We start from the raw sequence: 15,190 nt of genomic DNA on the forward strand, positions 1-15,190 counted from the left end.
TTCATAAATATTATTATTTATTCATCAGAGGTGGGCATAAGATGGAAGGATATTTGGTTCTTGAAGATGGAACTGCCTTCAGCGGTGAATTGGAAGGCCTTGATGGCTGTACCGGTGAAGTCGTCTTTTACACGGGAATGACCGGTTATCAGGAGGTTTTGACAGATCCTTCATATAAAGGACAGATTATTGTGTTCACATATCCGCTGATCGGCAACTACGGCATTAATGACAGCGATTATGAAAGCAAGCGCCCGCAGGTAAAGGGCGTTGTCGTCTATGAAGCGTGCGACAAGTTTTCCCATTATCAGGCGAAAAAAAGCCTGCGCGAGTACTTGGGGAAATGGGATGTTCCGCTTTTGTCACACGTTGATACGAGATCGGTCGTCCAGCATATCAGAGCCAAAGGAACGCTCAATGCCAAGCTGACCTTGCAAAAGGACAGCAAGCCGGGTCCGCGTCTAATGGAAAATGTCGCAGCACAGGTCGCCGGACAGAATGAAAACGGCACTTTTGGAGAAGGCTCGACACATGTTGTGCTGATCGATTTCGGCTATAAAAAATCGATCGCTTCATCCCTTGTCAAACAAGGCTGCAAAGTGACGATCGTTCCATATCAAGAGATGGAAAACGTCTCAAAGCTGAATCCGGACGGGATCGTCCTTTCGAACGGCCCGGGGGATCCGAAAGCCATCCTCCCGTATATGGAAACGCTTCGGGGGTTAATCAAAGCCTACCCGACGCTCGGCATTTGTCTCGGGCATCAGCTGATCGCCCTCGCCTTTGGCGGTGACACGTATAAGCTGCCATTCGGCCACAGGGGAGCCAATCATCCTGTCGTAGACAGAGAAACCGGCCGCGTTTTTATGACGAGCCAAAACCACAGCTATGTGGTAGATGAGGCTGCGATCAGCACAAAGGAATTTTCGGTCAGGTTTCAGCATGTCAATGACGGTTCTGTCGAAGGACTGATGCATAAAACACGGCCTGTCATATCCGTTCAGTTTCATCCGGAAGCTCATCCGGGACCGGCTGAAAGCGAGTGGATATTCAGCGAATATTTACAGAAATTGAACGAAGCAAGGAGAGAAATCGCCCATGCCTAAAGATCACACCATTAAAAGCATACTCGTTATCGGATCAGGCCCGATTATCATCGGGCAGGCTGCAGAATTTGACTATTCCGGAACACAAGGATGCATGGCGCTGAAAAATGAAGGCTTTCGGGTAATTCTCGTCAACAACAATCCGGCGACGATCATGACCGATGAGTCTTTTGCCGATGAGATTTACTTTGAACCTTTGACGACAGAAAGCCTCACGCAAATTATCAAGCGCGAAAAGCCGGACGGACTGCTTGCCAATTTAGGCGGGCAAACGGCGCTCAATTTAGCGGTCGAGCTTGAAAAAGCCGGGATTCTCAATAAATACGGGGTGAAGCTGCTCGGAACATCGGTGGATACGATTGAAAAAGGCGAGGACAGGGAAAAATTCCGTGCCCTGATGAAGGAGCTGAATGAGCCGGTTCCCGATTCGGAAATCGTCGACAACAAAGAGGACGCGCTTCGTTTTGCACTCTCCATCGGTTTTCCGATCATCGTTCGCCCGGCTTATACATTAGGCGGAAAAGGCGGGGGCATCGCGAAGACGGAGGAGGAGTTCATGCCCCTGATCGAAAGCGCGCTCCTCGCCAGTCCGATCCATCAATGCCTTGTTGAAAAAAGCATTGCCGGTTTTAAAGAAATCGAATACGAAGTGATGCGCGACAAGAACAATACATGCATCACCGTCTGCAACATGGAAAACATCGATCCGGTCGGCATCCACACCGGTGACTCGATCGTTATCGCCCCGTCGCAGACATTAACCGATGCTGATTATCAACGGTTGCGTTCGGCCAGCCTGAAAATCATTTCAGCGCTCGATGTGGTCGGAGGCTGCAACATTCAATTTGCACTTGATCCGGAGAGTCAAAACTACTATGTCATCGAAGTCAATCCGAGGGTCAGCCGGTCTTCAGCCCTCGCTTCGAAAGCGACCGGCTATCCGATCGCGAAAATGGCGGCCAAACTGGCCGTCGGCTACACGCTCGATGAACTGAAAAATCCGCTGACAGATTCGACATATGCGAGTTTTGAACCGGCGCTTGACTACGTCGTCGTCAAATTCCCGCGCTGGCCGTTTGACAAATTTAAAAACGCCGACCGGAAGCTCGGCACAAAAATGAAAGCGACAGGGGAGGTCATGGCGATCGACCGCAACCTTGAAGCGGCGCTGCAAAAAGCGGTCGCATCCCTTGAACTGAAAACGGTCGGAACCCATTTGCCAGAGCTTGGCGACGTGTCTTCCGATGCTTTGTGGACTTTGCTTGAGACCCCTGATGACCGCCGCTTTTTCGCGGTCATGGAACTGTTGGGCCGGGGCGTTTCTATCGAAGACATTCATGTGAAAACGAAGATCGATTACTATTTCCTCCATGTATTCGCCAACATGATCCAGCTTGAAAACACGCTGATGGAACAGGGGGACGCCCTTTCCGGCGACCTGTTGAAAAAGGCCAAAGAAAAGGGCTTCACCGATTTGACGATCGCTTCTTTAACGGGAAAAACGGAGGAAGACGTACGCGCGCTCCGCAAGCAAAAAGGCATTACCGCCTCATTTAAAATCGTCGATACTTGCGCCGCAGAGTTTGACGCAAAAACAAACTATTTTTACTCCACTTATTTCGGAGAAAGCGACGGAGATTTCTCACGGAAAACGAAAAAACGGGCCCTTATCATCGGGTCCGGACCGATCCGGATCGGCCAGGGCGTCGAATTTGACTACAGCGCCGTTCACAGCGTCATGACACTGAAAAGCCTCGGATATGAAACGATCATGCTGAACAACAACCCGGAAACGGTCAGCACGGACTATGAAATGGCAGACCGGCTATACTTTGAACCGATCACACCCGAACATATTTTAAATGTCGCGGAAGCCGAGGATATCGATTTTGCCATTGTTCAATTCGGCGGCCAATCGGCCATCAATGTGGCTGAAGCGATCGAGAAAGCGGGTGTCCCCCTTTTGGGTACGTCATCTGAAACACTTGATTTGCTTGAAGACAGAGACCAGTTTTATCAGCTGCTTGATGAACTGGACATCGCCCACGCCAAAGGGGAGACGGCATCATCAAAAACAGAAGCCGTGCAAAAAGCACATGATATCGGCTATCCGGTGCTGATCAGACCGTCATATGTCATCGGCGGGATGGGAATGATGATCGTTCAGTCGGAAGAAGAGCTTCTGGAGCTGGCAGACGGTGCAGCGATGCCGTATCCGATTTTGATCGATCAATACATTTCCGGAAAAGAATTTGAAATTGACCTTGTAAGCGACGGTGAGGACATTTATATCCCAACCTATATCGAACATATCGAAAAAGCCGGGGTCCATTCCGGCGACAGCTATGCGATTCTCCCGGGGCCTTCTGTGACCGGCAAAATGAAGCGTGCCGCTGCAGAAGCAGCCGGAAAAATCGTCCGCAAGCTTGAATTTAAAGGGATGATGAACATTCAATTCATCGCGAACGGAGACGAACTGCTCATCCTTGAAGTCAATCCGCGGGCAAGCCGGACCGTTCCCGTCGTCAGCAAAGTGATGGGAGTCCAAATGATTCCGCTTGCGGCAAAGCTCTTAACCGGGTTGACGCTCAAAGAGCTGAAGCCCATGTCACAAAACAGCCGCGGTGTGGCTGTGAAATTTCCGGTCTTTTCATCACATGCGATCCAGGATGTCGATTTGAAGCTCGGACCTGAGATGAAATCGACAGGGGAAGGAATGTATGTCGCATACAGCCCGGAAAGCGCCATGAAGAAAATTTTTGCAGGCGTCTGGAAGACGAAAGGCTGCATCTACATGGAAGCGGGCAGCGATCTGAAACATGTCGCAGAGCAGGCGGGCTTCACCGTTCAATCCGCCGATTTTGCAAGCTGGATCAAACGGCCGGACAAAGCGCTTCATATTAATTTGACGAATTCCGCTGAGGCGAAACGGCAGCGCATGGACGCCATTACCCATGGAGTGGCCGTGATGACGGAAGAAGACACGGTGCGGGCATTTTTAAAAAGCGGGAGCGGAACGACACGGGCCGTTTCCCTCAAGGATTTATACAAAAAGGAAGTGGAAATATGTCTACTGTAAACATCGGGAGTTCCCCAAAAATTGATTTGTCCGGCAAAGATTTTTTAAGCCTGAAAGACTTTGCGAAAGAGGAAATCCTTTATTTGCTCGAAGAAGCAGCCGTCATGAAGAAAAACAAAATACAAAACATCTTTAACGGAAAAACATTGGCGATGATTTTTGAAAAATCATCGACGCGGACGCGCGTATCGTTTGAAGCTGGCATGGCCCAGCTCGGCGGAAACGCTTTGTTTTTAAGCAGCAAGGATATGCAGCTCGGCAGAGGCGAAACGATCGCCGATACGGCAAAGGTGCTCTCAGGCTATGTTGACGCCATCATGATCCGCACATTTGAACACGAAAAAGTTGAAGAGCTTGCCGAACATGCGGACATTCCCGTTATCAACGGTTTGACAGACCTTTTTCACCCGTGCCAGGCGCTCGCAGACCTTTTGACCATTCAAGAAGCAAAAGGAACGTTAAGCGGGCTGAAAATCGTTTATGTCGGCGATGGCAACAATGTCGCCCACTCGCTTTTAATCGCCTGTGCCAAAGTCGGCAGCGACATTACGGTTGCCTCGCCTAAGGGCTATGAACCGGACGGGGAGATTGTCAAGCTTGCCGAAGTGTTCGCATCTGAATCCGGTGCGAAGGTGACGATCACCAATGATCCAAAAACAGCCGTACAGAATGCGGATGTCATTTATTCAGATGTTTTCACAAGCATGGGGCAGGAAGCGGAAACAAACGAGCGCCTCAATGTGTTTAAGCCGTATCAAGTGAACGGCGCCCTTGTCTCCGGCGCCAAACCCGATTATATCTTCCTGCACTGCCTTCCCGCCCACAGGGAAGAAGAGGTGACAGCGGAGATCATCGACGGACCGAACTCAGCCGTCTTCCAGCAGGCGGAAAACCGTCTTCATGCGCAGAAAGCCTTGCTGAAGGCGCTGCTTGCTTAAAACGAAAAAACGGCTGATCAATGAAGATCAGCCGTTTTTTTATGCAAATATCAATACCGCGATTCCGATGATAAAGCAATAGATGGAGAAATAAATCAAGTTTCCTTTCGCCATAATATTCATAAACCAGCGCAAAGAAAAATACGTGGCAATGATGGAGACGATGAACGCAAACAAATAAGGAAGGAAAAGCTCTCCCAGGCGCGGATCATTGAAAATATCGGTGATGCTTAAAATCGTTCCGCCGAGGCTGACGGGTATGTATAGCAAAAACGAAAAGCGCAGCGCGGTTTCAGACTTAAGGCCGAGCGCCATAGCCGGCACGATCGTCGCTCCCGAGCGGCTGATGCCGGGTACAAGGGCAACCATTTGCGCAAGCCCGATAATGACGGCGTCTTTCAATCTCATTTCCCCGTCGTTTTTCCGGCCGCGAAGATTGCGGATCAAAAACAACGCCAAACCTGTAATGAGCAATGTGATCGCGGTGATGCGCACACCGTCTTTAAAGAAAGCCGAGATTTCATCATCGAATAAAACGCCGACAACACCAGCCGGGATTGTGGCGATGATCAGATAGACGATAAATCTGAAGTCTGCCTTTCCTTTTTCGTTTCCGGCTGTTACATAGGACAAGCCGTTCGTCGCCAGCCGGATGATATCGCGTTTATACACGAGCAATACGGCGATCAAAGAGCCGGCATTCATCAACAGCTCAAAGCTGAACCCTTCAATTTTCAAGCCTAAAAAATGCTGTGCAAGGACCAAATGCCCGCTTGATGAGACAGGGATCGGTTCGGTAAATCCCTGAAGGAGCCCTAAAAGGACATACTTAATCAACATTAAAAAATCCATGGTTTTCCTCCGTTTCACATGTATTCTCTTCCGCCCTTCTAACAGACGGGAGGGAAAGATGTTATGTTTCAATAATCAACCGCTTTTTTCATTAAACTAAAAGAAGCAAAAGATTGTAAAGATAAAATCAACATGTTTTGTGCATGAACAGGGAAATCTAAAGGCTAAAAAGGGGTGAAACAAATTGGGACAGCAGCATCAATTCCGCCCGGGCCAAAAAGCGCCCAACAACGGTGTATATGTTGAAATCGGCGAAACTGGGAGCATGGTGAAAAATCCGCAGCAAATTAAATTGTCGGCAGGTGAATATTTCCCTGAGACATCCAACCATAACCGGCTTTGGACCTATAAAAGAAAGCCGTAAAAAAACAGCCGTCCGATATGGACGGCAATAAAAAAACCCCGCTATTTAAAGCAGGGGTTTTTATTGTTGACTTGCTTCCTGTTTAACAGGCATAATTTCTCCAAGAACAATTACGGCTGCAAAAATGATGAAGCCCATAATGGAACTGGTCTGAAAGTTGTATGCAGCACCGTTCATGGCGCCGACAATGTAGCAGGCCATGTGCGCCAAAAGAAATGTCCAAATAAAAGTCACGACAAATCGCACGTTCTCCACACCTCGTCCTTCTCATTCAATTCTAAAGCTTATCATACCACACATAAGGTAAACTAGAAAGGGCATTTTCATGAACAAACAAGCTCTCCTTGAGCTTCGTATTCAGAAAAATCAGATCGGCGGTTTCTAAAAGTTTATTTTCATCATGCTGACTGGGACTTTTCCTTATTCGTTTGATGCGCTCTCCACATAAAATATTGGAGCAGATTACGGCAGGAAGGAGGCAGGCAAGTGATGAAAATAACGGAACGTTTTTTTAAAGTCGATTCAGAGTGGAATGTGATCCATCTTCCATACAGACCAAACGGTTTTGCGGTGTTTATTTTCGGCGACCGGAACCATTTCGTCGGGGAAGATTCGAGTTTTTGGCTGCAGCATCACGGAAGACACGAGCTGTTGACAAGTTTGCGAAACAAAGGCTACACCCTTGTCAACAGCAATTTGTTCGGCAGGCACTGGGGCTCTGAAAAAGCGATTTCATACGCGAAGCAGCTCATTCACTATGTGTTCAAACAGGAAATTTTAAATGGAAAAATTCATCTCCTGGCAGAAGGAACAGGCGCGCTGATCACCGATGAACTCCTCCGCTCGATTCCGGATCAAATACGTTCTGCAGCGCTGCTCAATCCTTGCCTCGATCTTCAGGCTCATCATCAAAGGGAAAAAGAAAATAAATTTTTTTATAAGCAGTTTATGAAAGAAATTGCAGAAAGCTACCGCATCTCTGAACGTGAGGCGGCCGATTACCCGTTTAAAAGCATCTCCCCGTACCACAACCTCGTCCCTGTCCATATTTGGCAAAGGCTAAACGGTTCTCCATACCCGTATATGATCCATGCCAAAACGTTTGAGGAACGGCAGCAAAAAGGCGATTACCGGGTGGGGCTGACACTGCATCTGTTTGATCATCCGCAACGCCTCCACTCAGCGATCGCGCAATTTTTCAAAATGCATGAAAAAGTATTATAGAGAATAGAATGGTAGCAGCCCGTTTTTGATCAGGGCTGTTTTTACTTGGAGAAAAAGCTGGATCGAAAGGTGGTCAAAGCACATGAAATCCGCGCTGGTGTATGGAGCAGATGAATTCTTCGGCCTTTCATTTTGCGAACGTCTTCTTGAGGAAGGCGTTGACATCGGTGTCAAATTAAATCAGCCGGACGATGACATCAGACGGCTTTACCTGGAAGAGCGGTTAATGTGGCTTGTGAGAAACAAACATTTCCGCATCATTGAAAAAGAGCCTGAAAGCGAATACGACAAGGTGTTTATTCAATATACAGGCTGCATGTCCGAAAAAGAGCTGAGCGCATTGACGCAAAACAAGCCCGCCGTTTTGCTTGTCTATCAGCATCAAATGGAAGAAGATTGGTGCCAGCGCATTGCACAGCAAGGAGTGAAGACCATCGTACTGCCGGATATGTACGGTCCCTGGAAAGCGGAAGAAGAAGGTCCAGAGCAAGGGGAAGCGTGTTTTTTTGTGGATGACGTTGCAGCTCAGCTCGCCGATTTCATGGTGCACCAAAACCTTGAGGAATTGGAGTTCGAACAGAAAACAACTGCGGAAGAGGCCGATGCCAAAATCGAGGAATGGAAGAGACAAATGTCTACAACTTTCGACAAAAAATAAGAAAGATCTTCCTTATCTACCCTTGAAAGGATACAATAAAGATAGATTAAAACTGCTTGTTTTTTGAAAGGGAGTTGAACATGGCATGGTGTACAGGCTTGGCATGATTTTTTTGGTTTTCCTTGCCTTATGCGGCTGCCGCTCAGCGCCGGTTGCGGGGAAAATTGAAAAAGTCGGTTTGCTTGTCCCTGATACAATAAGTGATCAAGTATGGGGAACCAAAGGATATAAAGGCTTGTTAAGAATACAGTCTGTTTTCAATGTCGATGTCTATTATAAAGAAGGAATTGACAATGAGGCGGCAGTCAAAATGGCTGTAGAGGATTTTCATAAAAAAGGCGTCAATTTAATCTACGGGCACGGAAGCGAATACGAAAAAACCTTTAATGACATAGCTGACGACTATCCCGATATTCATTTTGTGCTGATGAACAGCAAGGCCGAACATCAAAATGTGACAAGCATATCCCTCGCAGGAAAAGCGATGGGATTTTTCGGAGGCATGACAGCAGCCCACCAATCGAAATCGAACAAAATCGGCGTGCTTGCGACACAAAAGTGGCAGCCTGAAGTTGAAGGTTTTATCGAAGGCGCGAAATACATAAATCCGGACATCGAGGTCATCACAGACTATGTAGGGCAGTGGGATGACGCCGAAAAAGCCATTATATTATATGAAAAAATGAAAAAGAAGGGCGTCGATGTTGTGTATCCCGCCGGAGACGGGTATAATGTCCCTGTCATTGAACAAATCAAAAAAGACGGTTTGTACGCCATCGGCTATGTGAGCGACCAGTCTGAATTGGGGGAAAACGTCGTATTGACAAGCACCATTCAGCATGTCGACGAGGCCTATGAAATCACAGCCGCAGAATTTAACAAAGGCGAACTGAAGGGTGGCCGGCGGACCTTCGACATTCAGGAAGGCGTCATCGAGATGGGGGAGTTCAGCCCGGTCGTCGATCAATCGTTTCAAAAAGACATGAAAAGGTTGATTGAACAATACAAAAAAACAAATAAACTGCCAAATGAATATGCGAGGTGACCGAGAGATGCAGCACGAAAAATCGATGGAATTTTTGCAAATTGCCATGAAGTACGTTCCCGAAGCAAAAGAAGAAATGGAGAAAGCGGGCATTGAGCTTTCACCTGATATGCTCCAGCCGTTTATGACCTTATTTACGAAGGTTATGGCTGAAGCGTATGAGCTCGGAAAAGCAGATGCCGACGCAGACGCTTGATAACTGGGAAAAGCCACTTTAAAGAGAAGTGGCTTTTTAGATGGAAATCTTTTTTCGCAAAGCGCTCACCATCGAGCCGATTTCTTTAAACATCGGCTTCAGTTCATCGATCGAATCCATAATTTGTCCAACCTGGTTCATGACATGCATGTAGTCGGGTTCCTGTGCGGTGTTTGTTTCTTCAGCTTCCTGGCGATCAGACTGTTCCTCGCGGTGTGCGGGCTGATTTGTGCCGAACATCATTTTTGAGAAAAAATCGTCATTTGCCATCCATCATCCCCCCTTGCTCTATTTACCACTACTATATGAAGGTTCTCTGCTGATAGATTAGACGAATATATTGCCAACTGAAAAAAAATAGGGTAGGATTAGTACCAGATACTAATAATTACTCATAACATTAGTTGGAAAAAATCATGAATAAAGGAGTCTTTCCTATGAAAGCTGGAATTATTGGAATTGGCCGGTACATCCCTGAAAAAATACTGACCAATTTCGACTTGGAAAAGATGGTTGAAACTTCTGACGAGTGGATTCGTACAAGAACAGGAATAGAAGAAAGAAGAATCGCAGCCGAAGACGAAATGACGTCTGACATGGCTGTCGCCGCTGCAAAAAAAGCGCTGGAAGATGCAGATGTTAAGGCGGAAGATCTTGATATGATCCTCGTTGCCACCGTTACTCCTGATCAGTCATTCCCGACAGTGTCCTGCATGATTCAAGAAAAGCTCGGTGCACTCAACGCTTGTGCGATGGATATCAGTGCGGCCTGCGCCGGTTTTATGTACGGTCTTGTCACCGGAAAACAGTTTATCGAAGCCGGAACATACAAGCATGTGCTTGTTGTCGGAGTGGAGAAGCTTTCAAGCATTACCGACTGGGATGACCGCAACACGGCCGTTTTATTCGGAGACGGAGCGGGAGCCGCGGTTGTCGGACCAGTCAGCGATGACAAAGGCATTCTTTCCTTTGAGCTCGGCGCAGATGGAAGAGGCGGAAAACACTTGTACTTGGATGAAAAAGATCATACAATCATGAATGGCAGGGAAGTGTTCAAATTCGCCGTCCGCCAAATGGGAGAATCCAGTGTCAATGTCATTGAAAAAGCGGGACTGACTAAAGAGGATGTCGACTTTTTGGTGCCTCATCAGGCCAACATCCGGATCATGGAGGCGGCGCGCGAACGTTTGGAGCTTCCGCTTGAAAAAATGTCTAAAACGGTTCATAAATATGGAAACACATCAGCCGCTTCAATTCCGATTTCACTTGTGGAAGAGCTTGAAGCTGGTAACATTAAAGACGGTGACGTCATTGTGATGGTCGGTTTCGGCGGAGGCTTGACATGGGGAGCCATTGCCATGCGCTGGGGCCGCTAGAAAGAAAGGTGAGGTGCAACTTATGAATAGTAAAAGAGTAGTCATTACCGGATTAGGAGCTTTATCACCTCTTGGTAATGACGTCAAAACGAGCTGGAATAATGCGGTTAACGGGGTTTCCGGGGTCGGGCCGATTACACGGGTCAATGCGGATGAGTATCCTGCAAAAGTGGCCGCAGAATTGAAAGATTTTAAAATAGAAGATTACATGGATAAAAAAGATGCAAGAAAAATGGACCGGTTCACACAATATGCCGTTGTCTCTGCGAAAATGGCTGTCGAAGACGCGGGGCTTGACATCAATGATAAAAATGCCGACAGAATCGGCGTTTGGGTCGGTTCCGGCATCGGCGGGCTCGAAACGCTTGAGCAGCAGTTCGAAACATTTTTGACAAAAGGACCGCGCCGGGTCAGCCCGTTTTTCGTGCCGATGATGATCCCCGATATGGCGACTGGACAAATTTCGATCGCGCTCGGTGCAAAAGGCGTTAACTCATGTACGGTTACGGCATGTGCGACGGGCACGAATTCCATCGGCGATGCCTTTAAAGTCATTCAGCGCGGCGACGCCGATGTGATGATCTCGGGCGGAACGGAAGCGCCGCTGACAAGAATGTCATTTGCGGGCTTTTCTGCGAACAAAGCGCTCTCGACAAATCCGGACCCGAAAACGGCGAGCCGCCCGTTTGACAAAAACCGCGACGGCTTCGTCATGGGAGAAGGAGCGGGAATCGTCGTCCTTGAGGAGCTTGAGCACGCATTAAACCGCGGAGCGACAATCTACGCGGAAGTGGTCGGCTACGGTTCAACGGGAGACGCATACCACATCACCGCGCCTGCGCCAAACGGAGAAGGCGGCGTCAGAGCGATGAAAGAAGCGATTAAAGACTCGGGTCTCGCTCCTGAATCTGTCGATTATATCAATGCGCACGGCACAAGCACACCGTACAACGATAAATTCGAAACGATCGCCATTAAAGAAGTCTTCGGCGAACACGCCTACAAGCTTGCCGTCAGTTCGACAAAATCGATGACAGGGCACCTGCTTGGCGCTGCCGGAGGAATCGAAGCGATCTTCTCAGTGCTTGCTATTAAAGAAGGCATCATTCCTCCGACAATCAATATTGAAACGCCTGACGAAGATTGCGATCTGGACTATGTTCCGGACAAGGCGCGCCGCCAGGATGTCAATGTTGTGCTCAGCAATTCGCTCGGCTTCGGCGGACACAATGCGACACTTATTTTCAAAAAATATGAATAGCCTCTTTGAAACGGCTGCCATCTAGATGGTAGCCGTTTTTTATGGCCTGCATAACATACAGGTGAAAAAGGAGTGAAGAGAAGATGAGTGTCGCTAAAACATACGAATGGTATGAACAAGCTTTATCAATGCGGGAGCTGTCTTTTTTTCTTCTGCCGTATTTCAAAGGGGCGCCGAAGGAAAAAAGCATGTCGCTGATCAGCCATCTGCAATCCCACGGCATGGTCAAAAATTGGCCGGAAGGCAGGGATACGATGAAGGAGCTCAAGAAAAAAGGCGTATTTGAACAAGCGGAAAAAGAAGAACAGCTGCTCAAAAAACGGTGGAACGGACCCGACGTTCCGATCATCATCCTTCCAGTCGATGAAAGAAACCGCAAAATCCGCGCCGAATTCGGATCAAAATCAGGGCTTGCCTTTCATGACAAACTCTTTTTGTTTCTTTCTGCACACCTTTCTCCCCCGGCCGTTTCAGCGGTCATGACCCATGAATATAACCATGTCTGCCGGTTAGAAAATATCGCAAAAGAAGAAAAAAATATGACGCTTCTTGATACAATTATTCTCGAAGGCCTGGCCGAAAATGCCGTTTATGAACGTCTTGGAGCATCGGAAACAGCAGCATGGACCAAGATTTACTCGGAAAAACAGCTCGCCCATTTTCAAACCCGCCTCGTTGAGCCGCATTTCGAGCTGAAACGCCACGAAGGACGACTATTCTCCAATATTTTATTTGGAAAAGGTTATTATCCTGATATGCTCGGTTATGCCGTCGGCTACAATATTGTAAAAAAATATTTGTCGAAAAAGAAATTGAAAGTTGCCGATGTTTTATCCCTTCCGTCTGAAGATTTTATAGGGCTGTCGCTTTAAAACATTAAAATTATGGGATTAAATTAATATTATTACATTTAATCTAAAAATTCCTTGCTTTTGTAATGGTTATGTAATAATATACAACTATAAAATTTTAAGATAATTCAGTCTTATCCAGCAGCTTTTGAAAAAATAAATATTAGTTTTCAATTATATTTAACTTCTGATCTATGGGAAGGGGAATCTAGATGAGCGCATTGCTGGAAGTCAATGATTTAAAAACTTATTTTTTTAGAAAAAAACAGCCGATTCCGGCGGTTGACGGCGTCGATTTTTCGATCAAAAAAGGGGAGACCGTGGCGCTGGTTGGAGAATCAGGCTCAGGAAAAAGCATCACATCCCTCTCCATCATGGGGCTGGTTCAGAGCTCCGGCGGCAAGATCATAAACGGCTCCATCAAACTGGAAGGCCAGGATCTCGTTACATACAAGGAAGAAGATTTCTGCAAGATTCGCGGAAACGAAATCTCGATGATTTTCCAGGAGCCGATGACATCGCTCAACCCTGTTTTAACGATCGGCGAACAAATCAGAGAGGTATTGATCTATCATAAAAAGCTTTCTAAAAAAGAGGCCGAACAAAAGGCGGTTGAACTGTTAAAGCTTGTCGGCTTTTCAAGAGCGGAACAGCTGATGAAAGACTACCCCCACCGCTTGTCCGGCGGCATGAGGCAAAGGGTGATGATCGCGATCGCCCTCAGCTGCAATCCGAAACTGCTCATCGCCGATGAACCGACGACAGCGCTGGATGTGACGATTCAAGCACAAGTGCTGGAGCTGATGAAAGATTTATGCGACAAATTTAATACCTCGATTCTTCTCATTACCCATGATCTCGGCGTCGTCTCGGAAATCGCAGACCGCGTGATCGTGATGTATTGCGGACAAGTTGTGGAAAACGCTGCAGTAGACGAACTCTTTGATGAACCCCTGCACCCCTATACAAAAGGCCTGTTAAACTCCATCCCTGTGATTGACGGCTCCATTGAAAAATTAACAGCCATAAAAGGAAATGTACCAACGCCTGACAACCTTCCGGCAGGCTGTCGTTTTGCCCCGAGGTGTCCGAACGCGGTCGATAAATGCTGGGGTGCCCAGCCCGGCTTGAAAACGCGGCCGGACGGCCGGTCCGTCAGATGCTTCTTATATGAGGAGGAGGAGTAAGGCGATGACATCAAATGTAGAACAGTTGGAGACCACACAGCAGATAACCAGAGACGAACCCTTGCTCGAACTGAAGGACGTCAAAAAATACTTTCCGATCCGGTCGGGAATTTTTCAGAAAAGAATCGGCGATGTCAAGGCGGTCGACGGCCTCAGCTTTTCATTAAAGCGCGGCGAAACGCTCGGGATCGTCGGTGAGTCGGGCTGTGGAAAATCAACGGCCGGCAGGACGATGATCCGTCTTTACAAACCGACAGCAGGGCAAATCCTTTTCAAAGGCCGGGACATTTCCGGGCTGTCGGAAGAAGCTTTGAGAAAAAGCGTCCGCAAAAATATCCAAATGGTTTTTCAAGATCCATACGCCTCTTTGAATCCGAGAAAAACCTTGCGTTCCATCATCAAAGAACCCTTCACCACACATCATATGTACAATCTCAAAGAGCGCAATGAAAAAGCTGAAGAGCTATTGGCGAGGGTCGGCCTGCATCCGTCCTTTGCAAACCGCTATCCCCATGAATTTTCCGGAGGCCAGCGCCAGCGGATCGGAATCGCGCGGGCACTCGCCTTAAACCCTGAGCTCATCATCGCCGACGAACCGGTTTCGGCTTTGGATGTGTCGATTCAGGCCCAAGTGATCAATTTGATGGAAGAGCTTCAAGCAGAATTCAACTTGACGTATCTGTTCATCTCCCATGATTTGAGCGTCGTCCGCCATATCAGCGACAGAGTCGGCGTGATGTACCTCGGCAAAATGATGGAGCTGACGGATAAGCATGAACTGTACGACAATCCGCTTCATCCATATACACAGGCCTTGCTTTCCGCCGTCCCCGTCACAAGGAAAAAAGGCCGGGAGAAACGGGAAAGGATCGTTTTGAAAGGGGAGCTGCCGAGCCCTGCCAATCCTCCAAATGGCTGCGTCTTTCATACGCGATGTCCGGCGGCAAAAGCGATTTGCGCGGAAACGGCACCCGCTTTCAAGGAAGTGAAAGCCAACCATTTTGTGGCATGCCACCTTTACGAATAAAGGGAAAGGCCTTCACATATTTAATC

General features: G+C 47.7%; 16 protein-coding genes. 13 read left to right on the plus strand and 3 right to left on the minus strand.

Annotation, left to right across the window (positions count from 1 at the left end):
- The first annotated feature begins 41 nt into the window (after positions 1-41).
- The 3 genes from M654_RS07920 to argF are packed head-to-tail and all read left to right on the plus strand — an operon-like array spanning position 42 to position 5,123.
- Entirely contained in the window at positions 42-1,106 is a 1,065-nt protein-coding gene (locus M654_RS07920; protein ID WP_077737058.1) for a carbamoyl phosphate synthase small subunit, read from the plus strand.
- Entirely contained in the window at positions 1,099-4,185 is a 3,087-nt protein-coding gene (locus tag M654_RS07925) for a carbamoyl-phosphate synthase (glutamine-hydrolyzing) large subunit (protein ID WP_026586383.1), read from the plus strand. Before M654_RS07920 ends, M654_RS07925 begins: the two co-directional genes overlap by 8 nt.
- The gene (gene argF, locus M654_RS07930) at positions 4,173-5,123 is read left to right on the plus strand and encodes an ornithine carbamoyltransferase (protein WP_026586384.1); all 951 of its coding nucleotides are present in this window, start codon (positions 4,173-4,175) and stop codon (positions 5,121-5,123) included. The genes M654_RS07925 and argF overlap by 13 nt, the downstream gene beginning before the upstream one ends.
- A 39-nt stretch (positions 5,124-5,162) precedes the next feature.
- On the opposite strand, the gene M654_RS07935 is transcribed toward argF, so the two are convergent.
- Positions 5,163-5,975, minus strand: coding sequence for an undecaprenyl-diphosphate phosphatase (locus M654_RS07935; RefSeq protein WP_026586385.1), 813 nt, complete (start codon positions 5,973-5,975; stop codon positions 5,163-5,165).
- Positions 5,976-6,159: 184 nt separating this feature from the next.
- On the opposite strand from M654_RS07935, the gene M654_RS07940 reads away from it, so the two are divergent.
- The gene (locus M654_RS07940) at positions 6,160-6,339 is read left to right on the plus strand and encodes a YjzC family protein (protein ID WP_026586386.1); all 180 of its coding nucleotides are present in this window, start codon (positions 6,160-6,162) and stop codon (positions 6,337-6,339) included.
- Between the two features lie 60 nt (positions 6,340-6,399).
- Here M654_RS07940 and M654_RS07945 read toward each other — a convergent pair whose 3' ends face one another.
- Entirely contained in the window at positions 6,400-6,585 is a 186-nt protein-coding gene (locus tag M654_RS07945; RefSeq protein WP_026586387.1) for a YjzD family protein, read from the minus strand.
- Positions 6,586-6,828: 243 nt separating this feature from the next.
- On the opposite strand from M654_RS07945, the gene M654_RS07950 reads away from it, so the two are divergent.
- From M654_RS07950 to M654_RS07965, 4 genes are all read left to right on the plus strand, one after another.
- Complete coding sequence (locus tag M654_RS07950) at positions 6,829-7,563, plus strand: hypothetical protein (RefSeq protein WP_026586388.1); 735 nt, start codon at positions 6,829-6,831, stop codon at positions 7,561-7,563.
- Between the two features lie 82 nt (positions 7,564-7,645).
- The gene (locus tag M654_RS07955) at positions 7,646-8,221 is read left to right on the plus strand and encodes a hypothetical protein (protein WP_026586389.1); all 576 of its coding nucleotides are present in this window, start codon (positions 7,646-7,648) and stop codon (positions 8,219-8,221) included.
- Between the two features lie 85 nt (positions 8,222-8,306).
- On the plus strand, positions 8,307-9,266 hold the full coding sequence (locus M654_RS07960) for a BMP family ABC transporter substrate-binding protein (protein WP_026586390.1): 960 nt from the start codon (positions 8,307-8,309) through the stop codon (positions 9,264-9,266).
- Between the two features lie 7 nt (positions 9,267-9,273).
- Positions 9,274-9,462: a ComZ family protein gene (locus M654_RS07965; RefSeq protein ID WP_026586391.1), complete on the plus strand. Its 189-nt coding sequence runs from the start codon at positions 9,274-9,276 to the stop codon at positions 9,460-9,462.
- Positions 9,463-9,498: 36 nt separating this feature from the next.
- On the opposite strand, the gene M654_RS07970 is transcribed toward M654_RS07965, so the two are convergent.
- Entirely contained in the window at positions 9,499-9,732 is a 234-nt protein-coding gene (locus M654_RS07970; protein WP_026586392.1) for a hypothetical protein, read from the minus strand.
- Between the two features lie 167 nt (positions 9,733-9,899).
- Here M654_RS07970 and M654_RS07975 point away from each other — a divergent pair, with 167 nt between their 5' ends.
- The 5 genes from M654_RS07975 (at position 9,900) to M654_RS07995 (ending at position 15,164) form a co-directional block, all read left to right on the plus strand.
- Positions 9,900-10,838 carry a beta-ketoacyl-ACP synthase III gene (locus tag M654_RS07975; protein ID WP_026586393.1) on the plus strand — a complete coding sequence of 313 codons (939 nt, stop codon included), beginning with the start codon at positions 9,900-9,902 and terminating at the stop codon, positions 10,836-10,838.
- 22 nt (positions 10,839-10,860) lie between these two features.
- On the plus strand, positions 10,861-12,099 hold the full coding sequence (gene fabF / locus M654_RS07980; RefSeq protein WP_026586394.1) for a beta-ketoacyl-ACP synthase II: 1,239 nt from the start codon (positions 10,861-10,863) through the stop codon (positions 12,097-12,099).
- A gap of 83 nt (positions 12,100-12,182) precedes the next feature.
- Entirely contained in the window at positions 12,183-12,971 is a 789-nt protein-coding gene (locus M654_RS07985) for a DUF2268 domain-containing putative Zn-dependent protease (RefSeq protein ID WP_026586395.1), read from the plus strand.
- Positions 12,972-13,162: 191 nt separating this feature from the next.
- Complete coding sequence (locus M654_RS07990; protein WP_026586396.1) at positions 13,163-14,137, plus strand: ABC transporter ATP-binding protein; 975 nt, start codon at positions 13,163-13,165, stop codon at positions 14,135-14,137.
- A gap of 4 nt (positions 14,138-14,141) precedes the next feature.
- Positions 14,142-15,164 (plus strand): ABC transporter ATP-binding protein, encoded by a 1,023-nt coding sequence (locus tag M654_RS07995; protein WP_035427997.1) that lies wholly within the window; start codon positions 14,142-14,144, stop codon positions 15,162-15,164.
- The last annotated feature ends 26 nt before the right edge of the window (positions 15,165-15,190 follow it).

The sequence above is a fragment of the Bacillus sp. NSP9.1 genome, from assembly GCF_000465465.2.
In the GTDB taxonomy this organism is placed as follows: Bacteria; Bacillota; Bacilli; order Bacillales; family Bacillaceae; genus Bacillus; species Bacillus sonorensis_A.